The 22,901-nt window shown below is 50.6% G+C and carries 19 protein-coding genes and 1 pseudogene; 16 read left to right on the top strand and 4 right to left on the bottom strand.

The annotated features are described in order from the left end of the window. Positions 1-714: 714 nt before the first annotated feature. A complete protein-coding gene (locus AC0YOA_RS32285) occupies positions 715-1,257 on the top strand; it encodes an SDR family NAD(P)-dependent oxidoreductase (RefSeq protein ID WP_475790100.1) in 543 nt (180 codons plus the stop codon). Between the two features lie 172 nt (positions 1,258-1,429). Here the strand turns inward: AC0YOA_RS32285 and AC0YOA_RS32290 are convergent, their stop codons facing one another. Next, the gene (locus AC0YOA_RS32290) at positions 1,430-2,050 is read right to left on the bottom strand and encodes a cysteine hydrolase family protein (protein WP_475790101.1); all 621 of its coding nucleotides are present in this window, start codon (positions 2,048-2,050) and stop codon (positions 1,430-1,432) included. A 509-nt stretch (positions 2,051-2,559) separates the two neighbouring features. Next, positions 2,560-4,044, bottom strand: coding sequence for an MFS transporter (locus tag AC0YOA_RS32295; RefSeq protein ID WP_475790102.1), 1,485 nt, complete (start codon positions 4,042-4,044; stop codon positions 2,560-2,562). Positions 4,045-4,232: 188 nt separating this feature from the next. On the opposite strand from AC0YOA_RS32295, the gene AC0YOA_RS32300 reads away from it, so the two are divergent. Together AC0YOA_RS32300 and AC0YOA_RS32305 are read left to right on the top strand one after the other, a co-directional pair. After that, complete coding sequence (locus AC0YOA_RS32300; protein WP_475790103.1) at positions 4,233-4,817, top strand: TetR/AcrR family transcriptional regulator; 585 nt, start codon at positions 4,233-4,235, stop codon at positions 4,815-4,817. A gap of 406 nt (positions 4,818-5,223) precedes the next feature. Further along, positions 5,224-5,445 (top strand): annotated as a pseudogene (locus AC0YOA_RS32305) (IS1595 family transposase); the annotation flags it as partial. Positions 5,446-5,573: 128 nt separating this feature from the next. On the opposite strand, the gene AC0YOA_RS32310 reads toward AC0YOA_RS32305, so the two are convergent. After that, positions 5,574-5,993, bottom strand: coding sequence for a winged helix-turn-helix transcriptional regulator (locus AC0YOA_RS32310; protein WP_475790104.1), 420 nt, complete (start codon positions 5,991-5,993; stop codon positions 5,574-5,576). 140 nt (positions 5,994-6,133) lie between these two features. Here AC0YOA_RS32310 and AC0YOA_RS32315 point away from each other — a divergent pair, with 140 nt between their 5' ends. After that, entirely contained in the window at positions 6,134-6,541 is a 408-nt protein-coding gene (locus AC0YOA_RS32315; RefSeq protein ID WP_475790105.1) for a cupin domain-containing protein, read from the top strand. A gap of 33 nt (positions 6,542-6,574) precedes the next feature. Here the strand turns inward: AC0YOA_RS32315 and AC0YOA_RS32320 are convergent, their stop codons facing one another. Next, positions 6,575-6,988 (bottom strand): hypothetical protein, encoded by a 414-nt coding sequence (locus AC0YOA_RS32320; RefSeq protein WP_475790106.1) that lies wholly within the window; start codon positions 6,986-6,988, stop codon positions 6,575-6,577. A gap of 314 nt (positions 6,989-7,302) precedes the next feature. Between AC0YOA_RS32320 and AC0YOA_RS32325 the strand changes: the two genes are divergently transcribed. The 12 genes from AC0YOA_RS32325 to AC0YOA_RS32380 all read left to right on the top strand — a co-directional run bounded on the left by AC0YOA_RS32325 (position 7,303) and on the right by AC0YOA_RS32380 (position 22,758). Continuing rightward, positions 7,303-8,409, top strand: coding sequence for a GerAB/ArcD/ProY family transporter (locus AC0YOA_RS32325; RefSeq protein WP_475790107.1), 1,107 nt, complete (start codon positions 7,303-7,305; stop codon positions 8,407-8,409). Positions 8,410-8,600: 191 nt separating this feature from the next. After that, positions 8,601-8,885, top strand: coding sequence for a hypothetical protein (locus AC0YOA_RS32330; protein ID WP_475790108.1), 285 nt, complete (start codon positions 8,601-8,603; stop codon positions 8,883-8,885). Between the two features lie 232 nt (positions 8,886-9,117). Further along, the gene (gene htpG, locus AC0YOA_RS32335) at positions 9,118-10,998 is read left to right on the top strand and encodes a molecular chaperone HtpG (RefSeq protein ID WP_210037536.1); all 1,881 of its coding nucleotides are present in this window, start codon (positions 9,118-9,120) and stop codon (positions 10,996-10,998) included. 173 nt (positions 10,999-11,171) lie between these two features. Beyond that, positions 11,172-11,852: a GntR family transcriptional regulator gene (locus tag AC0YOA_RS32340; protein ID WP_475765015.1), complete on the top strand. Its 681-nt coding sequence runs from the start codon at positions 11,172-11,174 to the stop codon at positions 11,850-11,852. Positions 11,853-12,148: 296 nt separating this feature from the next. Then, complete coding sequence (locus tag AC0YOA_RS32345) at positions 12,149-13,810, top strand: ABC transporter substrate-binding protein (RefSeq protein WP_475790109.1); 1,662 nt, start codon at positions 12,149-12,151, stop codon at positions 13,808-13,810. 22 nt (positions 13,811-13,832) lie between these two features. Further along, a complete protein-coding gene (locus AC0YOA_RS32350; protein ID WP_475790110.1) occupies positions 13,833-15,818 on the top strand; it encodes a carbohydrate ABC transporter permease in 1,986 nt (661 codons plus the stop codon). A 5-nt stretch (positions 15,819-15,823) separates the two neighbouring features. Then, on the top strand, positions 15,824-16,672 hold the full coding sequence (locus AC0YOA_RS32355) for a carbohydrate ABC transporter permease (RefSeq protein ID WP_210037540.1): 849 nt from the start codon (positions 15,824-15,826) through the stop codon (positions 16,670-16,672). A gap of 168 nt (positions 16,673-16,840) precedes the next feature. Continuing rightward, positions 16,841-18,928, top strand: coding sequence for a right-handed parallel beta-helix repeat-containing protein (locus AC0YOA_RS32360; protein ID WP_475790111.1), 2,088 nt, complete (start codon positions 16,841-16,843; stop codon positions 18,926-18,928). A 31-nt stretch (positions 18,929-18,959) separates the two neighbouring features. Beyond that, complete coding sequence (locus tag AC0YOA_RS32365) at positions 18,960-19,718, top strand: SDR family NAD(P)-dependent oxidoreductase (RefSeq protein WP_475790112.1); 759 nt, start codon at positions 18,960-18,962, stop codon at positions 19,716-19,718. 39 nt (positions 19,719-19,757) lie between these two features. After that, a complete protein-coding gene (locus AC0YOA_RS32370) occupies positions 19,758-20,060 on the top strand; it encodes a hypothetical protein (RefSeq protein WP_475765023.1) in 303 nt (100 codons plus the stop codon). Beyond that, complete coding sequence (locus tag AC0YOA_RS32375) at positions 20,041-20,802, top strand: phytanoyl-CoA dioxygenase family protein (RefSeq protein WP_475790113.1); 762 nt, start codon at positions 20,041-20,043, stop codon at positions 20,800-20,802. The genes AC0YOA_RS32370 and AC0YOA_RS32375 overlap by 20 nt, the downstream gene beginning before the upstream one ends. A 48-nt stretch (positions 20,803-20,850) precedes the next feature. Further along, positions 20,851-22,758: a DUF8034 domain-containing protein gene (locus AC0YOA_RS32380; protein WP_475790114.1), complete on the top strand. Its 1,908-nt coding sequence runs from the start codon at positions 20,851-20,853 to the stop codon at positions 22,756-22,758. Positions 22,759-22,901: the final 143 nt, after the last annotated feature.

Genomic DNA, 22,901 nt, shown 5'->3' on the forward strand with positions numbered 1-22,901 from the left:
CGAAAGATTAGCTACTTACATATGGACATCCAGCGCGCCCTTCGAATCAGCTTACAGAATCTTCTAGCCAGTATGCCCGAAAACTCCCCTAGACATATTCGGTTCTCCTGGTCCCCTTATTCTCACTCCCGACGGATTCCGATTAGAAAAATCCAGAGTATACCCACATAAATAATTAAAATTATATGAATTCAGGTAATTATATTTAATTGTAAATAATTGTCATGAGATTGTCGTTATTTATCTTGTGCAAAAACGATAATACGCACTATTCGTGGCTGAAAAATGCAAAAGGATGGCACCAGATACTACAGCGTAAAAGCCGAGCTGCCTTATATGGCTATCTATGAAATAGAAACAGAGGACATTCCGAAAACGATGGACTGTTTTCAAAATAATTCACCCAACATGACATGGTCAAAATGCTCTGGACATGGATTCCATTCAGTCACAGGTATATGAAGTGTTGGAGTGAAGCGTCTAGAGGAAATATATCAAGAAGGCGATCGCATAGAGCATCCGGGAACAGACAGAGAAGAATGATATAAGATGCTATCCGTTATTATTTTTGTCAATGAAATGAATCTAAGAAGACATTTTGAGTAGAAAAAGTGAATCAAGAATTCTGAAGGGAATGGTAAGGATGTACAGAAAAAGGTCTGGTTCGTTACGGGATCTTCCAAAGGATTCGGATTAGCTTTAGTTAAGACACTGGTGGATAGGGGTTATAAGGTAGCAGCCACTTCAAGAGTGGTTAGAGATCTTGAGCTATCCGTTGGTCTGCACGACAATTTTTTTCCGCTTCAAATGGATTTAACAAATGATTCAGATGTCAAAACTGCAATTGATGCCACAATTAAGCGGTTTGGCCGATTGGATGTAGTTGTTAATAATGCAGGATACTGCCAGGTTGGACCAATAGAGGAAGTTCCAGATCATCTTATTCGGCAAAACTTTGAAATCAATGTATTTGGAACGTTGAATATAATAAGACACGCGCTTCCCCAGCTGCCGAAACAAAGGTCAGGTCATATTTTTAATATATCCTCGATAGCCGGATATCAAGGGATGGCTGCAACCGGCGTATTTAGCGCTACAAAGTTTGCCGTAGATGGAATGAGTGAATCTTTGGCGCAGGAAGTAGCGCCTTTAGGAATCTTTGTCACATCGGTTAAGCCTGGCTTCTTCGCACCAACTTTTTCTCTGAAGGATCGATTCGTGCTGGAGGCAATCCTATCGCCGATTATGAGACAATAAGAAAAAACCAGGAATCCGGCATCCGGAGTTATGATAAGAATCAACCTGGCGACCAAAACTGATTTGAAAAAAGTCTATGAAAACACTGAGGAGACGGATTTTATAGGAAGATCGCTGTGAAAGGGGCATGCTAGGCTTAAAGAATTTCCTCTGGGAGAGTTGCTGGATAGATTTATAATTGCGAGATCGCCTGTTGAGTTGACCACGTAGCACTGCTGAATGCCTGGAAATTTGTAATCGCTGCTTGAAAATCCTTCTCGCTTAAAGCTGCAGTGGCATCATATACAACAGCGGTTTGGAATCCATTTTCAATTAAATCTCTCATATGCGATTCTACACAAATGTTTGATAGGACACCTGCCAAAATGACCTTTTCTTTTCTATGCTGACGTAATTGGTAAACTAGATCATTGTTCTGCGGACTGGCAACCTTATGGGCGGTCGCAACGACTGTTTGGTTTGCCAAGATGTATGGCTTAAGCGATGGAACCCAGTCAGCTCCCACAGAAATGTGGTCATGATTTTTTTGATAGACCCGAAGCTTTAATAACATGTCTTGTTCAGCTCCAGTAAATTGCCAACCATAATCATGCGGATATATATAATGAGGGGATACAAAAAGCTGATACCCTTTACTCATGGCGGTCCTTATTAGAATCTCAAGGTTTCCTAGTGTGTTGTAATGCTCAATAATATGTTTAGTTAAAAAGTAGCCTTTCCCTCCAGGTGAAAGAAAGTCATTTTGTGGGTCCGTTATGACAATTGCTGTATTAGCAGGATGAGATTTAAACATTTTTCTCCTCCAATTCAGATTTAAATATATCTATTTTTTGAGTAACAATTTATATAATGATTCGGCTATCGTCGTTTATGAATATATATTAATGGAATCTTGGAGATATTCTGTTTTTTGATGGCGCATCGGTATTAATACAAGTGCAAAGTAAGACGAAAGATCCCGGCTAATGTAGGACTTCCGATCTCCAGGCCAATGAATTAGCAGACGATGATGTTTACACTGCTTACGCCTTCCTGGGCTCCACTGAATAAAAAAAAACCACTTCAGACGAAGTGGTTTGAATGATTGTTTCAGTGGAGCCTGGCGGGATCGGACCGTTGACCTCTTCGCTGCCAGTGTTAGTGATGGGGTTGGATCTGGCCATTTGCCCCCATTCTCTGTTGAATGAGTTAAGTGAAAGAGATTTCGCTCATATCTATCGTTATTAATAGCGGTTCCGGAATCATATGTTCATCTTGTCTTGGATAGACCCGGCGCCCTTGTCGGAACCATGATGTTTAGCATTACCGCTCGCTGCTTGTCCTAACTTTACGCGACAATAACAGGGCAAGGACCAGAATAATTGCAGTCAGTCCCACGAGTAAATAAAGACAGAGCATAAAGGCATCGGCGTAGGTTTGCATATGCGCCGCCGTCAGGGCGGGAGCGGGATTACCGAGCGCATTCTGCCAAACGATGCCGATGAGGGCAATACCGATGGTCAGTCCTACCTGCATCCCCGTCGTCAGAATACCGGAAGCCGAGCCGATATCGTCACTTCGCACCTTGGCCAGAACGATGTTGGTAATGGGAGAGGCGATGAATCCTAGGCCGATACCAAGTACCGCAAGCGCCGGAATCCATTCGTAGCCGGCAAACCCTATTCCCGCAAGGTGAACCGACAAGACCAGTGCCAGAAAACCGACTGCTGCAAGGACAGTGCCGAGCAGCAAGACACGGGGGCCAATCTTGGCTGCAACCTTAGCCGATACCAGGGAGGCTATGAAAATCCCAAGGCCCATCGGCAAGACGATCGCGCCGGCTTTCAATGGGTTGAAGCCAAACCCCACTTGCAGCAGAAAGGAGCTGACGAAGAAGAACGACCCGTACAGGAGGTACTGCAGGAAAACGACACCCATTCCCGTGGTGAACATTTTTTGCCCGAATAGGCTGACGTTCATAAGCGGAACGCGTCCCCGGCGCTTAAGCGACTTTTCGAATAGTCCGAAAACAATAAGAACGGGCAGTGCCAGGATCAAAAGGATAATGAGATAAGCCGGCCAGCCTTCCTTCGGTCCTTGAACGAGCGGATAAGCGAGCATGAAAAGTCCCAGCGCAACGAGAAAAGCCCCGGTCCAGTCGAGCTTGCTGCCGGCCGGTTCTCTGGATTCACTGATGAATGGCAAAAGCGCCATTAAAAGGATCCCGACCGGAACGGTGAAGAAAAAGACCGTCCGCCAGTCCAGACCGCCGGGATTCCAACTGATCAGCAGTCCGCCGATGATCTGTCCGGTCGCAGCCGACAGCCCTATGGACGCTCCGTAAAGCCCTAAGACCGGTCCGCGCTTCTCAGGCGGGTAGTGGACTTGGATGAGCGAAAGGATCTGCGGGGTAAGCAGCGCGGCGCTGAAGCCCTGAATGATACGGGCGGCTAAGAGCAAACCGATGCTTGGCGCTATCCCGCTTAGGAACGAACCGGCTGTGAAGCCGGCTACTCCCAAGAGCAGCAGGCGTTTTCGCCCGTATTTATCGCCGAGCCGGCCGCCGATAATGAGCGAAACGGCATAGGCCAGCGTATAGCCGGAAACGACGAATTGGACTCCGGCAAAACTCGTATGAAGGGCTTTCTGAATAGCGGGAGTCGAGACGCTGACAATGAAAACATTCGAGACCGTAATAAATACGGACAACAGCATGACGGCAAGCATCAACCGCGGCCGTGGTTTGGCCCTGCTTCTGCTGGCTGCGGCGCTCCCGGCAAGTTTGTGTGACTCCAACACGTCGGACATTAATATTTTCTCTCCTTTTACCCGAGATCTCCCCGTGACGGATTGGCTATGGCCCAATTTGACAGCAGCGGGGGATTTTCTGTAGAATTAGGGAGACAAGTCTGTCTCACATGCACTGAATGATACAGACAAATCTGTCTCATGTCAATGACCCATAGATATATTTCCTAATGACAGGAGGGAACGATGTGGAGAAGAAACGCACGGCCAAGGAACGGATTTTGGCCACGGCATCCGAGCTTTTTTACCGCGAAGGCATTCGTGCCGTTGGAATCGATCGGATTATCGAGGAATCGGACGTCGCCAAGGCGAGCTTCTATCGCAGCTTCTCGACGAAGGACGACCTGATTGTCGCTTATTTGCAAGAGCGGGGCAGGCTCGGCCGGGAGAGAGTGAAGGAGGCGGAGCTCCTTCATCCCGATTCGGCCAAGGAGCAGCTCTATATGCTGCTTCGCCAATTGGTCGAGCGGATGCGGCAGACGGGCTTCCGAGGCTGCGCCTACATGAATGCGGTTGTGGAATTCCCGGACGAGGACCATCCCGCGCATCGCCAAGCGGTCGAGAACCGGCTGGAGCAGTGGGACACCATCGAACGAATCGCCACGCGCGGCGGCGCACGCAAGCCGGACGAGCTCGCGTTCAAGATGCGGCTCATATGCAATGGCGCCATGTCAACATCCTATATGCACAAGGAAAGGTTCCGTCCTGACGTGTTTTTCGAAGCCGCCAAGCTCATCATCGACAGTCACTTCGACAAACGTCCCGGACAATAAACGGCTCAATCCGGGACTGCCGAATACGGAGCGGATGCGCTCGAAGTTATCCCGGCTCGGTTGCCGGATTCCGGCTAATTGTCCCGCGACGAGACAATCACCGCGTAACCTTTGGCGGTCAACATCAGCGCCGTCTCGCGGCCGATGTCCCCGCTTGCGCCCACGATATGCGCCACTCTTTTATGATCCAGATATGTGCGTCCTACGTCCTCTCCTATTATGCGATACGAATCAAATACGCATGCATATTCAGCTTCAACAGTGGAGCGATCATGGCGGTCCAGAACGTAAAAAGCAGATTGGCAATATTTATGCAAGTGTATTTTGCGAGCGGTACCACGGCGAGAGCGTGGATATTACGTGGCGTGACTATGATTAGTGTAAGTGGCTGAACGGTGAATTCTATAAACACCGTGGAATCAGCAATGACCAGATTTGTGTATTGGTTGCTCATGACCGTCAGAAGATGGCTTTCTCTGGTTCTTGTACGTATACGGACAACGAAATTAGGTGAAGGTATTAGAGGTCATGTATCTGATACAAACGTGCTTTGTACCGATTCATGGAGGGTATTCAGCTCATATGCGAATAAGAAGTTTTGGTTCAATACCGTTTCAAGCCCAATGGCTTGGTTTCGCTTTTTAGATAGCAAGGAATACGAAAAAACCATAGAAAATAAAAAAAACATGCTCGTATCTGCATGTCTTTTCTACATGTAATTAATAAATAACTTGCTTATAGTCATGTTAAACTGAATCAAGACGTAATATCATCGAAATTCCGCAAAAGGCGCTGCTCCAGCCCTTTTTCATTTGTTTTAAGTTCTTGCATGATCGGAATGCTCATATCGGTATTTGGGTTGTATTTAAAGCCCCAGTTCATAATGGCAAAGACGATCGGATACAGATCAAGCGCCTTTTGCGTCGGTCGGTACATCGTTTGTGCGCGGTTTGTTTCGCCTTCTATCTTGATGAGCAGGTCTGCTTCAGTGAGTGATTGGAGCCGTGCGCTCAAAATATTGGTTGCGATCCGTTCATCTGAAGCAAGAAACTCGCGGTAATGCCGCTTATTATGGATTAGGACATCGCGAAGTATGACGAGGCTCCATGGATCACCTAATATATCGAGCGAATATACGATGGGACAATCAGTCGAGGTTCGCTTTTTCATGTGCATGATTATACTCTCTGTACGTGCAATTTGCAAGTCGTGATTATGAAGCTGATATATGTGCTTGCATTATGCAAGTACGTACTTTATACTTTGATTGCTAGTCAATAATTAGCGATAAACTAAAATTGAAAGGAAGTTAACAAATGAATGGAATAAATTTTAACGTTGTGGAAGCAGGTCCTTTTAGCAGTCTGTCGGATGACCCCATCAAAGGCAAGTACTTTCTGAAGGACATGCTTGGACTAACTGGTATGGAGACTTCACTGAACCAACTTCCGGAGGGAGGATCTATCCCGTTTCACACCCATCGCGAAAATGAGGAGCTATACGTTTTCATTGGCGGGCGAGGTCAGTTCCAGGTGGATGGACAGATTTTTGATGTCAAGGAAGGAACGACGGTTCGTGTTGCCCCTGAAGGCGAACGCACAGTGCGCAATAATGGTACTGGCGACTTGTATTTCATCGTAATTCAAGTCCAGGCGGGGAGTCTCCGCCAATGGTGGAGGACGGATGCCGTCATAGTCGATAAACCAGTAACGTGGCAGGAATAGGATTGTAGGAGCTACCCTGGATTTAGATTTGAGTTAACGAAAGACGCTATTCGGCCCATGGCTGCACCCGGCTCCGACGGCCATCGCCGAGGCAGGTGCTGATGCGTGAGTCTGCGTCGACGCAATGCCGCCAGCGAACGAGAAGATAGACTGCAACTGGCAGCCGGCGTATTTGACCTGACTGCGATATAGACCAACTTTAACAAGGCTCTCATAAGCTTCGTTCACTACCTCGTATAAGCTTGGAGAAGCATTTAGTTTTGAGGGGATGTTTGTGTCACGATCCAGTGACATAAACATCCCCTCAAACGGTTCTAATGACACAAACATGTACGCATAAGAATCGCTAATTATTTGCGGTGCAATGCTCACTATGATCGCTACTGCATTGGTGACGACGGCCGGCGATAGCCGGCAACGATCTTCGCCATGAACAAATCCGCTCAAATCTCCTGCCTCGCCTAGAAGACCAGCTGGTGAATTCCTTCGGACAAAAAAAGGTGCGGTGAATGAACGCATTGGGATGCCTTTTGGCCATCCAGTTCCCTACCTAGCAGTTTATTCTGTGTCCCAGTGTCAGTTTATCGGGCATGCTGTGTGTACCGTACACGAATGTCCATGATCACTGTCATTCATACCGCGATCATTATTTGCATGAAACGACTGTCTCAACTTCAACTTAGAAGAATCGCGATACATAATTGAATGAAAAAAATGGAAACCTATCCCTATAATCGCTTATTCTGAGAGGAGAAAATGAATTGCGTCCCATCACCACGCTTCAGGTAGCAGCAATTGTAGTTAGTTCTACAATCGGAGGTGGCGTTCTCGCAGTTCCCCTTCTTGCTGTTCGCGCAGCAGATACCGGAGCTCCGCTTGTCACGCTGCTCGGAACATTGGTCGGATTATTCGGCCTGATCATTGTTACGGTGCTCGGCATCCGTTTTCCTGACCAGTCGATTATTCAATACAGCGAGGATATTATCGGAAGAGGCATCTCATTCGTGGCCAGCCTGAGTATTGTCATTTTCTTCAGTATATTGGCAGCTGCGATTTCCAGGGAATTTGGGGAAGTGGTTATCACCTCCATATTAAAGAGGACACCATTGGAAGTGACCGTTCTCGCGATGCTGCTGCTTGCAGCCGTATTCGCCAGAACGGATATTGTGACGTTCGCCAGTATCCATCTTTTTTACCTGCCGTTCATTATGGTGCCCGGCCTTACTATCGTATCATTGTCACTTAAGAACTCCCGCGTCCTGAATTTGCTGCCTGTATGGGGTAATGAGCATCACGACCTGTTTTTATGGATATTTACGATTGCCGCCTTGTTTCAAGGCTCCTTCATCATTACGATGGTTATCCCGTTCATGAAATCCCCAACAAAGGCCTATCTCTCCATGATTTGGGGCTGGGCTATACCCAGTTTGTTATATGTACTCATAGTCATTTCCTCCGTAGCCGTATTCGGTCCGGAAGAAATCAAATTATTGATGTGGCCTACATTGGAATTGGCTAAAACAACGGCACTGCCCGCCAATATATTGGAACGGCTGGACGCGGCGTTTCTTGCGGTCTGGGTGACTAATGTGTTCACGACGATGCTGTCGACTTTCTACCTTACGGTCAAATCCATAACCCAGATGTTTCATTTGAAGGAGCATAAAATATTTGCTTTTTTCATGCTGCCTTTTATCTTTCTGATTGCCATGCTTCCGCAAAGCGTGCTTGAATTATATGAGTTTGCAGAATATGCCGGAAAATTGGGATTGTATATTACCATCGGCTATCCCTTATTGCTGCTGCTCATTGCGGTAATTCGAAAAAAACGCGGAAAACCGGTCGCCGTCAAGAACAGCAACAGCTAATTCAGTCAAGTTTTTTCATACCATTCGAACCTGGATATAATGCGCGTCTCCTCCCCCGGCAATGAGAGGGGTGAATCCAGGGCATCCGAATTCTATTGAATCGACATGATGCAGAAAAGAATACCGCTGCGTTTTTGAACGCGCTGCAGTCCCAACATTTCGAAGAGTTGACCGAGCAATACGGGGGTTAGATGGATATTGAAAAAATGCGGAAGCTCCATGAGGAACAGGATTTCCGGCTGCTGTCCTACAACCGTATCCAGGCCGACTACGAAGACGGTTGTGTTTGCACAGGTCAAGTGCAGATGACCTTCGAGGTCGACGGAAATCCGCTGCATACGACAGCCATTCTTGCATTCGACTCAGACTATGAGCCGAAACAGCTCTGTGCTGTTACGCCTCCGGGAGTCAAGCGGGGCTCCATTCCCGAGTTATCCGGCTTGAACCTGATCGCCTGCGGGAGCGATTCGTTCTAAAGCTGTACAGGCGATGCCGCACAGTTGTCAGTATAAGCATACGGTTCAACGGCGCCAGCTCAAGCTCAACCCCGGCTTGGGTTTTTTTGTACAAACCGGTCTCTTCGTATTGACATAAAAAAATGGGGATTATAAAATAAGGATTGGCACTCAATGGATTAGAGTGCTAATCGCAATCCGGTTACTATTTAAGCAGGATGAAAATCTTTTTATAATTGGAGGAGAGATAAGGATGGCAGTAAAAGAGTTTAAAGCGGAATCCAAGCGGCTTCTGGATATGATGATCAACTCCATTTACACGCAGAAAGAAATCTTCTTGAGAGAATTGATTTCCAATGCCAGCGATGCAATCGACAAAATCTATTATAAAGCGCTAACTGATGACAATTTGGCTTTTGACAAGGACAGCTACTTTGTTAAAGTTACAGCCGATAAAGCAAACCGTACTCTGACCATTACAGATACCGGTATTGGGATGACCCAGGAGGATTTGGAAAACAACCTCGGCGTCATTGCCAAAAGCGGTTCTTTGGCGTTCAAAAAAGAAAATGAGTCCAAAGACGGCCATGATATCATCGGTCAGTTCGGCGTCGGATTTTATTCCGCGTTTATGGTTGCTGACGTCGTGACGGTTATCAGCAAGCCTTTGGGAGGCGAAGGAGCCTTCAAGTGGGAATCCCACGGAGCGGAAGGATATACGATTGAGCCTTTCGAGAAGGATACGGTGGGCACAGAGGTTATCCTGAAAATCAAGGAAAACACAGAAGACGAGAGCTATGACGAGTACCTGGAGGAATATCGTTTAAAGGCGATTATCAAGAAATACTCCGATTTCATCCGTTATCCGATCAAGATGGAGATTTCCAGCCAAAGGGTAAAGGAAGGCACCGAGAACGAATTCGAGGCTTACCAGGAAGAGCAAACGGTCAACAGCATGGTTCCCATCTGGAGAAAAAACAAAAGCGAGCTGACTCCTGAGGATTACGAGAAGTTTTATATGGAGAAGCATTACGGCTTCGACAAGCCGCTCAAGCATATCCATATCAGTGTCGACGGCGCAGTGAGATATCAGGCGATCTTGTTCATTCCTGAGAACATTCCATTTGATTACTATTCCAAGGAATTTGAGAAAGGCTTGGAGCTGTACGCCAACGGCGTGCTCATCATGAACAAATGCGCCGATCTGCTCCCTGACTTTTTCAGCTTTGTCAAAGGGATGGTGGATTCGGAGGATTTATCGCTTAATATTTCCAGGGAAATGCTGCAGCATGACCGCCAGCTGAAGCTGATCGCCAAGAACATCCAAAGCAAAATCAAGAGCCAGCTGCAAAGCCTCCTGAAGGATGAGAGAGAGCAGTACGAGCAGTTCTACAAGTCGTTTGGCAGACAGCTGAAATTTGGGGTTTATAATGAATACGGCCGCCACAAGGATGTGCTGCAGGATCTGCTGATGTTCTATTCCTCCAAGGAGCGGAAGCTTGTGACGCTGGATGAATATATCGCCAGAATGCCGGAAGACCAGAAATTCATTTATTACGCCTCCGGCGAAACAAATGAACGGATCGACAAGCTTCCACAGACCGAGCTGGTAGCGGACAAAGGCTATGAAATCCTGTATTTCACCGATGATATCGATGAGTTCGCGATCAAAATGATCATGTCCTACAAAGAGAAGGAATTCAAATCCGTATCCAGCGGCGACCTCGGCATTGAGGAGGACAAGGATCAGGATCAGTCGGATTCCGATGAGAACGACAATAAAGAGCTGTTCGAGTCGATGAAAGAAATCCTCGCGGACAAAGTAAGCAGCGTCAAAGCATCGAAGAGACTCCGCACTCATCCCGTATGCTTCTCGACGGACGGCGAGGTCACCATCGAGATGGAGAAGATCCTGAAGGCGATGCCAAACAATCAGGATGTAAAAGCGGACAAGGTGCTGGAAATCAACACGCATCATGCGGTATTCCAATCCCTCAAGGACGCTTATGGCAAGGACAAGGAAAAGCTGCAGCTGTATACGGCTCTGCTTTACAATCAAGCCCTTCTGATCGAAGGATTGCCGCTTCAGGATCCCGTGGAGTTCACGAACGATATCTGCAAAATCATGGTCTAAGCATGGTGGTTTAACAGGCGATAGGAGTACAGGAAGGGGCGGGCCGAAACAGGCTTCGCCTCTTTTCTGCTGAGTTTTGTCGTATTTTATTTTGGGTTGACTTCCCTCCGGGCATCTTATATCTTATATATAACAAATGGTTTTTTCCATTATTTGAAGAAGGCGTGATTGCTGTGGAACTTCCCAAAATACAAACCTCCAATTTATTCGATCAGGTATACGGTACGATGAAGCAGATGATTATCCGCCGCAGCTTCCGTACCAATGAGAAAATATCCATCCCTGTCCTTGCAAAAAATTTGGGCATCAGCATTACTCCGATCCGCGAAGCGCTGAATCGATTGGAAGCCGAGGGACTGGTCAAAACCGTACCCAAGGTGGGGACCTTTGTCGTGGGGATCGATAAGAGCTATGTGGAGCAGGTGATTGAGTTCAGGCTGATGATCGATTTCTGGGTGCTTGAGCAATACCGCACGTTCTCCGGGGAACGCTTCGACGAGATTGCTGCCAAGCTCGATCAGCTCACCCAATTCGCGGTCGAGGAGGTTGACCCGGCGGTAACGCCTATCGAGCAGTATGGTAATTTCGATATGATTTTTCATACGGAATTTATTAACGCCTGCGGCAATATTCAGATTCTTGAAACCTATCAGAACCTGATGAATTTCCGGATATTGACGGTCAGCGACCCCACACCCGAGCAGTACAATCTATCCATGACGCAGCACCGGGAAATCGTAAAGCAGCTGCTGCAGCAGGACTGGCAGGGAACCCGCAATGCGATCCGGCAGCATCTGAATTATTCCAGGCAAAATCTGACCGACTGGATCGAAAGCAATGGAGGGGAGGTATAAACCAAACCTTTCTTCAATATTGCAAACGGTTACATCATCCTCACCCAAGAGCCTCTATTATTCCTTTCCTGCGTTATCAATCCTCAATTATCAAAACTATCCCAGCCTATTTCCACTTGCTGCCCCTCCCAATACTCATTTTATATAGCAGCATCACAATCGATTATCCATTTATTGTATAAAGGAGGTGGTTTTTATTCGATAAACCTATAATAGATAGCTGACCACAGGCTGCTGCTTCGAAAAGGGGTTTGAATGCGTTCTGCGTTCCTAATCTATTCTACGGAGGGTTATGCATGAAAAAGATCAGCTCCATGCTCGTAGTTACGCTCCTTGCTTTGACCGCAATTTTATCTGCGTGCAGCAATTCGTCCGCGCCGATTGTACCTGCCAATAATGAGCCGGCGACCCAAGAGAACAATGGTGCAAATACGCCAGCGGAACCGGCAGCCGGTCAGGAACCGGCGGCAGCTGAACCTGAACATAAACAATACAGCGGGGAAATCGTCATTTCCCTGAACGGGAATTCCGATGATGTCGGGGATGCCAAAGCGTTCGAGGCTCTCGCAGCGGCTTACAAGAAGGTGCAGCCTAATGTGAAGCTGGTATGGGAGCCCAAGGGCAGCTCAGCCGGCGATTATCCGACCGTCCTCGGAACGATGCTGGCTGTAGGCAGCCCGCGTCCTGACCTGGTGGCAGGCAACTATGTACCGACCTATGACAAGTATTTGAATTTCGATAAGTACCGCTATCAGGTCAACCCGTATACCGGCAACAAGTGGGACGATGATCTGGACTTTAACTTCTTCGTGGCGAAGAATGCCAAAGGAGACCGGATCATGCTTCCGACGCAATCGGTCCATATTATGTGGTTCTACAACAAGGATATCTTCGACAAGCTGAACTTGCAGCCGCCGACCAACTGGGATGAGCTTGCGGCGGTATCAGAGAAGATCAACGCGGCAGGCATCATTCCGATTGCCTCCAACTTCGTATGGAAGGTGCCGCAGTGGGTGATCGAGATTTATCTGGATCAATTCACCCGCAATTGGCATGATATCGTCCGGGCGCATGAGGGAGATTACAATTACGACGACGAGCTGGACGGGAATTTCAAAGCGGATCCGAACGATCCTTATATTGATCTGAAATATAATTTTAATCAGGCCCGGATGTATAAAGCGATCAGGGACGGTCAAATCCGTTTCGATACACCGGAAATGGCCCAGATGGTCACCAACATGGCGAAGGTGTTTCCAAAATATGCGCAGAAGGATTTCTTCGTCAGCACCGACGATTATCCGCTGTTCCTGCAGCAGAAAGCGGCCATGATTATTGATGGCACCTGGAGCCTGCCGACAGTAAAGCAGGATATGGCTAACCTCAACGACCCGGCCCGGCTGAAGGAACTGAAAATTACAGATACCAGCTCGCTCAAGCCCTTCAATTGGGGAACATTCGAGAACCCGCCGATGACTGGAGATCTTGTGCAGGGTCCCGTACGGAGCGTCGAATCCGCAACAGGCGAATATGTGAGCATTATCGAGAAGAATCAGGCTCAAACGGATATGGTGCTGGATTTCGTCATGTTCTGGCTCTCCCAGCCCGGCTATCAGGCATGGGTCGACGGCATGGTGGCAGCCGATGAGTTCAATCCCGGCGGTCCGGTTATGGTCAAGAATGTGAAGGTCCCGGCGGAGATCGAGGAGATGTTCAAAGGGGTCAAAATGCTCGGAAACGCGGAGATTCCCCTCAACAATCCGTTATCCACACGCGTGCCTGACCTGGATAAGGCCCACTTTAATTTGTATAAGGAGGCGCTGGAGGGCAAAATCACGCCTGAGGAATTCGGCAAGAAGCTTCAGGAGTCATGGACCAAAAACTTTGACGCGATCATCAAGAACGCAGGGCTGACCGCCGAAGACATCGAGCATCCGGAGCGGGCGCCGGGGCAGTAGCCGCCCGGGGCAGGAGGGTATTATGCCGAACATAACACGGGAAAAAGGCGCGCCGATATTCGCCGGAAGAGGACTGCGGGCTGCCATTGGAACGCTTATCCTGCTCATCCTTGTGAATTTGCTGTATGTTCTCGTTTTTGCCTCTTCCGGTGAGCCTTACAAGACAGGCAGCCCGATCAGCGGCGGGAATGTGATGAAAGCCGCCGGGATTGACGCCCGGACGACCGCCGCAATCACTAGCGACAGCCGGTTAATCCTGCTTGACGGCAAGCAGCAGGTGCTCAGGGAGAAGAAGCTTGAAGGAACGGCCTCGGCGCTTGCCTTGTCAGCCGACAAGAGCAAGATCTATATCGGCACAAGCGACAGAAAGGTATATGTGTTTGATTTGACGCTGAACGAGATTGCCGGCTTCGACGTGAACGGCAGAGTCATCGGACTTGATTCGGCGGTAAACGGTGAAATGGCCATTGCTTACGGAATTGGACAGTATACAGACCGGTTCTGGGTCGGTCTGTTCGACGAGTCCGGAGCGGACCGGTACAAGACGAAGATCGGATTTGACGTTAACGCCGTCGCAGCCGGAGAGCAAGGCGTATATTTCGGCACCGCGGATTCCAAAGTCGGCTATTTATCCCCTGAGGGCGAGGAGCTGTGGAGAACGAATCTGATCCAGCCGATTACCCGGCTCAGTCTGAACGGGAAGCAGGAGCTGCTGGCTGGAGACGAGAGAGGCAATGTTTCGCTGGTCTCGGCCCAAGGGAAGGTTCTGTGGATCAATCATCTCTCCGCATACCCGATTACAATGGTCGCAGCGGTGGACGAAGCGGGACATATTCTGGCGGGAGATAAGGACGGGAAGCTGTTTGTGCTGAATGCGGAAGGCTACGCTCTTTATAATGCAGGGGTTTCAGCCGGTTCAATCAACAGTCTGATTGGCACAACAGGCGATGAAATTCTGCTGCTGACCGATCAGGGCAAGCCGGTAACGGTTTCCCTCAGCAGCGCTCTGGATGCAAAGAGGCAGTTTTATATTCAAACCGCCCTGATCGTCGTCGATGCGGCGCTTGCTATAACAGCCTTCTGCCTGTTTGTGTGGTCTGTTGCAAGCTGGCGTGCCGCCGTCATCCGCTTCGGCAGGAAGCTCAGGCGTTCCAGATCCGCCTATATGCTGCTGCTGCCTTCCATCATTCTCATTCTTATCTTTAATATTGCGCCGACACTGATGGCGGTGTTCTATTCTTTCACCAACTTCAGCTTGAAGGAGCCGCTCAAGGTGATCGGTCTGAGTAATTTCGTTGCAATGTGGTCCGATGAATTTTTCTGGATCGGGATATGGAACATGTTCCTGATCCTGATTACTTCGATTATCAAAGAGGTTACGATGCCGCTGCTCGTTGCGGAGCTGATCTTCTGGCTCCGCAGCAGCCGGATGAAGTACTGGTTCCGCACCGCTTATGTCGTTCCAAGCATCGTACCCGGCGTTGTCGGCATTTTGCTGTGGAAGATGATGTATGAGCCCGAAGTCGGCATGATCAATCAGTTTCTGGGCGTGATCGGACTTGACGGCTGGAAGCATGCCTGGCTTGGAGAGGAGAACCTCGCTCTCTGGAGTATTATTATGGCGGGATTTCCATTCGTGAGCATCTTTGCTTTTCTGATTTATTTCGGCGGTCTGATCGGGATCAGCAGAGATATCTACGATTCCGCCTCCATCGACGGAGTAGGCTCATGGGGACGCTTCTGGAAAATTGATCTGCCGATGATCCGGCCGCAGATCAGGCTGATTCTGTTCTTCACCTTCATAGGCAGCATCCAGGGCTTCGCCAATATCTATCTGTTCACCCGGGGAGGACCGGGAACGGCTACTTATGTGCCGGGCTTGCAGATGTACAATCAGATCTCGAACGCCAATTTCGGTTATGCTTCGGCCATCGGTTTTGTTCTGGCTGTCTTCGTCTTGGCCGGCTCGATACTGAACCTGCGGTTTTCCAAACAGGAAGGAGTCTAAAGAGGATGCCGAGGAAAATAAACGCAAAAGCGATCATCAGCTATTCCTTGCTGGCTGTTATCCTGATTCTTTCTTTTGTTCCCATTATTATGATGGTCTCTATGTCGCTGCGTGACAGCCTGCTCATATACGGAGATTTCTGGGGCTTGCCCTGGCCGCCGAAAATCAGCAATTATTCGTTCGCGCTGTTTGATCTGCTGGCTCCTGTCCTGCGGACCATGTATTTATGCGTCATCTCCATCCTTGGCATCATGCTGTTCGCGACGCTTAGCGGCTACGCGTTTGCCCGGCTCAGCTTCGTTGGCCGGAATATGATGTTTTGGGTCATCGTCATGCTGATGACGGTCCCCGGGGTACTGCTGCTGACACCGAACTTCGTGCTTGCCGACTGGCTGCATCTGAAGAACAGCCTGGAGGGGCTGGCTGTATTCTACATTGGCGGCGGCCAGCTGTTTGCGATTTTTCTGCTGCGCACCTTCTTCACCTCCCAGCCCGAGGAAATGTTCGAAGCGGCCCGGGTGGAGGGCGCCAGCGAATTCCGCTGCGTGTGGTCGATCGCGCTGCCCCTGGCGCGTCCGATTCTGATCACGATCGCGATCATGAATTTTCTATCGATTTACAACGATCTGATCTGGCCCATGCTGATGATCAGCACGCCGAACCTGCAGACGATTTCCATGGCACTGGCCAGTTACGCGCCGGATGCCGGGAACTCGGTAGGCAAAATATCCCGGCCGGATCTCGGCATTATTACATCGGGCTATGTATTCGCCTCCGTGCCGCTGCTCCTGATGTTTACGCTCGGCATGCGCTATTTTATCGAAGGACTTACTTCGGGCTCTATTAAAGCCTAGAACGGGCAAGCAGATAAGCAGGCTGCAGTGAATCGGCAGGCTTAGCCGGGTTTAGGCAAGGGCAAGGCAAACACGCTTGTAACACTTGCGAGTATCGGAAGACGTTTCTGTATGCGCAGCCATTCTATAATGACTTAGCTATTAAAGAATTACAGAAGGAGAGAGAGCATGAGCATAAACGAGCTGTATATTTCCACTTCCGGCAATGACGCCTGGTCAGGCAGACAGCCGGACCCCGGCCCTGACGGGAAAGACGGCCCTTTTGCCACAATCGCCGGAGCGCGGGATGCCATCCGCCGGCTGAAGAACTCGGCGATGCTGTCAGGACCGGTTACGGTATGGCTTCGGGGCGGCGTTTACGAACAGACGGAGCCGGTCGTATTTGCGCCCGAGGACTCGGGACCGGTCACGTACGCCGCCTATCCGGGCGAGCAGCCTGTGGTGGATGGGGGCTGGCGGATTACGGGCTGGCGGGAAGAGACAGTGGGCGATATACCGATGTGGATAGCTGATGTTCCGGAAGCGGCCGGAGGCAAAGGGTATTTCCGCCAGCTGTTCGTGAGCGGAGAGCGCAGGCCGAGGACCCGTCTGCCCAGGCGGGGCTTTTATTGGATGAAGGATGTGCCGGGCACAGGCTTCCACAGCGGAAGTATGACGAGCGATCTGTTCGCCGGTACGGATACGTTCGTTTGCTCACCAGGCGATATCGACGGCTCCTGGCGCAATATGAACGATGTGGATGTCGTCGCCGTCCATTACTGGATCGAAGAAAGAATGCCGGTGGAATCCTTCGATAAACTCACGGGTGAGGTGAAGTCCAGCCGGAGGAGCATGTTCGTGCTCAAAGACGATGTGGCGAAGCGGTACGCCAAATATTATGTGGAGAATGTATTCGAGGCTCTGACCGAGCCCGGGCAGTGGTATCTTGACCGCTCGGCCGGCAAAGTCTATTACATCCCGCACCCGGGTGAAACGCTGGAGGAAACGGAGTTCGTCGCCTGTTCCGCGCAGCAGCTGCTGAAGCTGGAAGGCAGGCCGGACGAGGAGAAATATGTGGAATACTTGTCCTTCAAAGGACTTTCCTTTGCCCATACGGATTGGGTACAGCCCAAAGGCGGGGGAGAGCGGTTCGAGCGCCCGGGAATCGATTTTGCAGCGGCACCTCAGGCGGCATTCCATATTCCCGGCGTGATCTATATGCGCAGAGCCCGCTATTGCGCAATCGAGGATTGCCGGATTGAGCGAATCGGCTGGTACGGCGTCGAACTGTCCGAGGGCTGCCTGTCCAACCGTATTGTCGGCAATACAATCGCCGATATGGGAGCAGGCGGGATCAAGCTGGACGGTGCGGATGCGGATGGCCCTGTGCTGAGGCGTACGGGAAACAACCGGATTACGGACAATCATATTCACGGCGGCGGGCGTATCTTTCACAGTGCCTGCGGCATTCTCTCCGTGCATTCGTTTGGCAACAGCATCTCGCATAATCATATTCACGATCTGTATTACACGGGAATTTCCTGCGGCTGGGTGTGGGGATATGCGGAGAATGTATCGAAGGACAACCGGATCGAGAAGAACCATATTCATGATATCGGCCACGGTCTGCTCAGCGATATGGGCGGCATCTACACGCTTGGCGTCCAGCCGGGCACGGTTATCCGCGGCAATCTTGTTCATGATATCGAAAAATGCAACTATGGCGGCTGGGCGATTTATCCGGATGAAGGCAGCTCGCATATCATCATTGAGAATAACGTATGCTTCCGGACGACCAGCCAGGTTTTTCATCAGCATTACGGCCGGGAAAATATCGTGCGCAACAATATTTTTGCCTTCGGCCGTGAAGGCCAGGCGTCTCTGAGCAGGGCGGAGGGTCATAATTCCTTAACATTCGAGAAGAATCTGGTCATTGCCGACGGGCAGCCAATCTTCGTTGCGGGATATGCCGGCCATTTCGACAAAAAGGGCTTTTACAGCGATCTGAATCTGTTCTGGGACGTCTCCGGCGGTGAGCCGCTATCCGGCAATCAAAAATTCGATGAGCAGGCGAATTTCTCGCTGGACGACACCCGGTCCATCGAGGATATGAGGCAGCTGGGTTATGACCTTCATTCCATCTATGCCGATCCGCGCCTTGTGGATGCGGCAGGGGGAGATTTTACGCTCAAGGAGGATTCGCCGGCATTCGCACTTGGGTTCAAGCCGATTGATCTGTCCGATGTCGGCCCCCGCTCCGCTGCTGACAGGCAATAACGTAAAACTACCGGTTTCGGGAGATGAAGAAATGAGCGTTCAGGGTAAAGCCGCGATTATAACAGGCTCAACGAGCGGGATCGGTCAGGCGGCGGCCGAAGCATTGGCGCGTCACGGCGCGAAGGTGTTGGTATGCGGCCGGGATCAGGCGAGAGGGGAAGAGATCGCCAGAAGCATTACGGAGAGCGGGGGCGAAGCCCATTTTGTAAAAGCCGATCTGGCAGACCGCGATGCGCCGGCCCGGCTCGTTCATGAGGCGGCAGGCCGATGGGGAACCATTGATATTGTCGTCAACAATGCCGCTCTCGTCTGCAACAAACCGGTTGAAGAGATCGTGCATGAGGATTGGGACAGATTGCTTAACGTCAATTTGAAGGCCCCTTTCTTCCTCATACAGGCAGCGCTTCCGTGGTTGAGGGAAAGCCGGGGCAGCGTCATCAATATCAGCTCCATCAACAGTATCCGCAATGACAGCAATAACCTGGTCTATGACACGATAAAAGCGGGATTGAACCATATGACGCAGGGGCTGGCGCTTGATCTGCGGACAGCGGGCATCCGCTTCAATGCGCTTATGCCCGGGGGAGTTGCAACCCCGCTGCTCAATCAGTGGTTCCGGCAGTTTACGGTCAATCACGAAGAGGCGGATCGGCTGGCGGAAGCCGCCAAGCACGGGCCGCATGTGGGGACGCCGCGGCAAATTGCCGATGCCGTGCTGTATCTGGCAGGCAGCCGGTCATCGTGGGTGAATGGAGCGGTCATTCCGATCGATGGCGGATATCATCTGTAATCTGACGTCCACATTTTATGAATAAGAGGTGCGATAACGATGACAGTCAAACGACAGCAGGTTTTGTTTCTGTGCCTGACCAACCCGGAGCTGAGCTCCAAAACGGTGGCGTGGGCGCTTTACGACGGTGCATCGGCTGAAGGGGACAGCCGGATGGAAACAGGTGATTCCGCGATTCCTCCCTATGACTCGGTGCTGGATGCCATGAGGGACGGATGGAAGGTCATCCAGGCTCCCCAGCTGCCGTATTTCATGCATGGCCATGAGAACGAAACGGGCCATCTGCCCTGGGAATATTTGCTGGAGAGGGAGGTCGGGATCAATGGTCAGCAAGGCGAATGAGCATCTGCTTGATGCGCGGCAGATGGCCCGCTTTTGCAGTGACGGGCTGCTTGTATTGGAGGATCTGGTTCCGCAGGAGCTGAATGAGGCGGTTTATAAGGATGAATTGACAGTTGAACCGCAGGGCTACGAATTCTGGAACAGCTCGGAGGCGATCCGCAAGGTTTTCGGGCTGCCCCAGGTCAGAGGCGTTATTGAAAGTCTGGTGGGCCGAAATTATGTTTATGACCATTCTTTTCTGCATACCGTCAAGCCCAATAACAGCAAATCGCAGAACTGGCATGTGGATTCCGGCGTCATGAATCCGAATCCCCACAACTTTGACATCCAGGCCTTTTATTTCGCCCATGACACGCCAGTCGAAATGGGTCCGACGCTGGTGCTCCCCGGTTCCCAGCTGCGCCGGGCCAGCTATTGGAGCATTTCGCGCTACAAGAATATCGCGGGCCAGCGCCATCTGGCATCGAAGGCGGGTACGATCGCCTTCATGCACCAGGATATCTGGCACTGCGCGCAGCCCAACCAAACGGACAAAACCCGTTATGTGTTCAAAATCCGCCTGAATTCCGTGGAGCAGCAGCGCAATCTGTTCAATACCGACGGCTACGACGACCCTGAGGTAGTGGAAATTTTAAAAACCCGGCATCCCTGGTACGGTTCGGACTGGCAGAAGGAATTCTATCAAAGACTGGATTTCTGGCGCTATCTGGTCGGCAATGATTATATTTTGAAAAAACGCTAGATGCATGTTAAAGATATCCTTATACATTCCAACGGGGAGATGCAGGCGATGATAAAAATAGCGGCAGAGGAGAGCTGGGCTCCTCCGCATTGGGCGCTGATGGAGAGACTGCTGCTTGATTCGCTGAATCAGGCGGCGGCCGAATTCGTAAACCGTTATACCCGCGCCGACGGCACGCTGATTTGGCGGCCGGATTGGCCCGGCATGGATGGCTCGGATGATCCTTATGAAGGCTTCATGTATCTGGCGCTGCTGTATGTGCTGGGAGGAAGCGACGAAACGCTGGAGCTGGCGCAGAAGCTGTGGGAAGGGATTACGTGGCAGTGGACGCAATACGGTCAAATCTCCCGCGAATTTGATGCCTATTACGATTGGATGCATCACGGCGAAGGTTATCTTTATTTATATTTTCTCGGCCTTGCAGACCCGGGCTATTTGAAGAACAGGCAAAGAGCGATGCGGTTTGCCGCCATGTACACCGGCGATGACCCGGAGGCGCCCAATTACGACAAGGAAAAGCGGCTGATCCGCTCTCCCATTAACGGGAGCCAGGGGCCGCGTTTCAATTTGACGGAGGAGGATTGGAGCACGCACCGCGGCATACTGGATCATTATCCCGCTCCGTTCGAGGATTTGGCCGGCGTGGATTATGCTTCGGGCAGATGCGCCTGGTCGGATGATGGGGTCTATCGGGAAATTATCCGGATGATGAATGAGCGGATGGCCAGAGGGGATGTCCCGCTGAATCTGAACGCGACGGGAATGGTCGCGAACGCTTATATGTATTCCGGGCAGCAGCAGCTTCGCGACTGGGTACTGGAATATGTCGATGCCTGGAAGGAGAGAGCCGAGACCAACGGCGGCATTATGCCGGACAATGTCGGCTTGAGCGGCATAATCGGAGAATATATGGACGGCAAGTGGTGGGGCGGCTACTATGGCTGGCGTTGGCCCCATGGCTTCATAACCATTATCGAACCGCTGGTCAATGCGGCATCCAATGCCGTTCTGCTGACAGGGGATATGGAACGGCTGAATGTGGCCCGGGACCAGCTGGACCGCAATTGGGAGCTTCGGAAGTCCGTGAATGGCCGTTCATCGGTTCCGTATAAACATACCGACGCAGGATGGACGGATTACCGCCCCGCCGATCCTTTTATTCCGATCCATCTCTGGTTCATCTCGATGGCGGACGAGGATCTGGAGCGCATCCGGCGGATTGGACTGGATGGGAGCTCTCTTGGAATCACGATTCCCGGCGTATCGGGAACAAGCGCGGAGACGAACAAGAGCACCAAGCATTACAACGGCAATACGCTTCCATGGTTTCAATACATGCAGGGAAACAATCCGGGTTATCCCGAGCGGATACTGGAGGCCAACCATCGGCTGATCGGCAATCAGCTTCATAAAATGCGTTCACCTGAAGGCGATCCTGAAAAGTGGCGCTCGGACGGCTTCAATCTGGAGGATCTGTCCAGCATTCATAAATGGCAGGAGATGTGTCCGGTTTATTTTGAAGGACTTCTGCAGACTACGCTTGGCGCGCCCATGCATATTTCCCATGGCGGCCTGCAGCATGCCAGCGTCCGGTATTACGATGGCGTAAGGCAGCGGCCGGGACTGCCTGAGGATGTCGGAGCTCTTGTGGAATCCATCTCCGCTGGCTCGCTGATGCTTCAGCTGGTGAATCTGAGCTTGTTTGAGCGCAAGGAAGTGATCGTGCAGGCAGGCGCGTTCGGCGAGCACCGGTTCGAGGAAGCCGTTATGTTCAACGGGCAGGGCGGGGAAATCCGGCGGATTGAAGTAGGGGATAAGTGGCTGAGCGTGGAGCTTGCGCCGGGCTCGGGAACCAGACTGGAGCTGTCGCTGGCGCGTTATGTCAACCGCCCGACCTACGACCCGGTGTGGCCGGATCCGAATAAGGTGGAGATTCTTACAGGGAGAAACCCATAGGCAGCTTAAAAATGGAGACCCCGTGCCGATTCTGAAGTGCACCCCTTAGAATAGACATTGGAAAAACCCCCTGGTTATTCCGATGAATTCTAAGGGGTGCATTTTTATGGCGATTAAAGGACAAAAGTATCAATACTATCCAG

The organism is Paenibacillus sp. JT22N12, from assembly GCF_056269365.1.

What these genes read in the sequence shown, in the direction of transcription:
- AC0YOA_RS32290 (WP_475790101.1), bottom strand. Translation starts at nt 2,050, where the DNA reads ATGTTTAAATCTCATCCTGCTAATACAGCAATTGTCATAACGGACCCA.
- AC0YOA_RS32295 (WP_475790102.1), bottom strand. Translation starts at nt 4,044, where the DNA reads ATGTCCGACGTGTTGGAGTCACACAAACTTGCCGGGAGCGCCGCAGCC.
- AC0YOA_RS32310 (WP_475790104.1), bottom strand. Translation starts at nt 5,993, where the DNA reads ATGCACATGAAAAAGCGAACCTCGACTGATTGTCCCATCGTATATTCG.
- AC0YOA_RS32315 (WP_475790105.1), top strand. Translation starts at nt 6,134, where the DNA reads ATGAATGGAATAAATTTTAACGTTGTGGAAGCAGGTCCTTTTAGCAGT.
- AC0YOA_RS32330 (WP_475790108.1), top strand. Translation starts at nt 8,601, where the DNA reads ATGGATATTGAAAAAATGCGGAAGCTCCATGAGGAACAGGATTTCCGG.
- htpG (WP_210037536.1), top strand. Translation starts at nt 9,118, where the DNA reads ATGGCAGTAAAAGAGTTTAAAGCGGAATCCAAGCGGCTTCTGGATATG.
- AC0YOA_RS32345 (WP_475790109.1), top strand. Translation starts at nt 12,149, where the DNA reads ATGAAAAAGATCAGCTCCATGCTCGTAGTTACGCTCCTTGCTTTGACC.
- AC0YOA_RS32350 (WP_475790110.1), top strand. Translation starts at nt 13,833, where the DNA reads ATGCCGAACATAACACGGGAAAAAGGCGCGCCGATATTCGCCGGAAGA.
- AC0YOA_RS32355 (WP_210037540.1), top strand. Translation starts at nt 15,824, where the DNA reads ATGCCGAGGAAAATAAACGCAAAAGCGATCATCAGCTATTCCTTGCTG.
- AC0YOA_RS32360 (WP_475790111.1), top strand. Translation starts at nt 16,841, where the DNA reads ATGAGCATAAACGAGCTGTATATTTCCACTTCCGGCAATGACGCCTGG.
- AC0YOA_RS32365 (WP_475790112.1), top strand. Translation starts at nt 18,960, where the DNA reads ATGAGCGTTCAGGGTAAAGCCGCGATTATAACAGGCTCAACGAGCGGG.
- AC0YOA_RS32370 (WP_475765023.1), top strand. Translation starts at nt 19,758, where the DNA reads ATGACAGTCAAACGACAGCAGGTTTTGTTTCTGTGCCTGACCAACCCG.
- AC0YOA_RS32375 (WP_475790113.1), top strand. Translation starts at nt 20,041, where the DNA reads ATGGTCAGCAAGGCGAATGAGCATCTGCTTGATGCGCGGCAGATGGCC.
- AC0YOA_RS32380 (WP_475790114.1), top strand. Translation starts at nt 20,851, where the DNA reads ATGATAAAAATAGCGGCAGAGGAGAGCTGGGCTCCTCCGCATTGGGCG.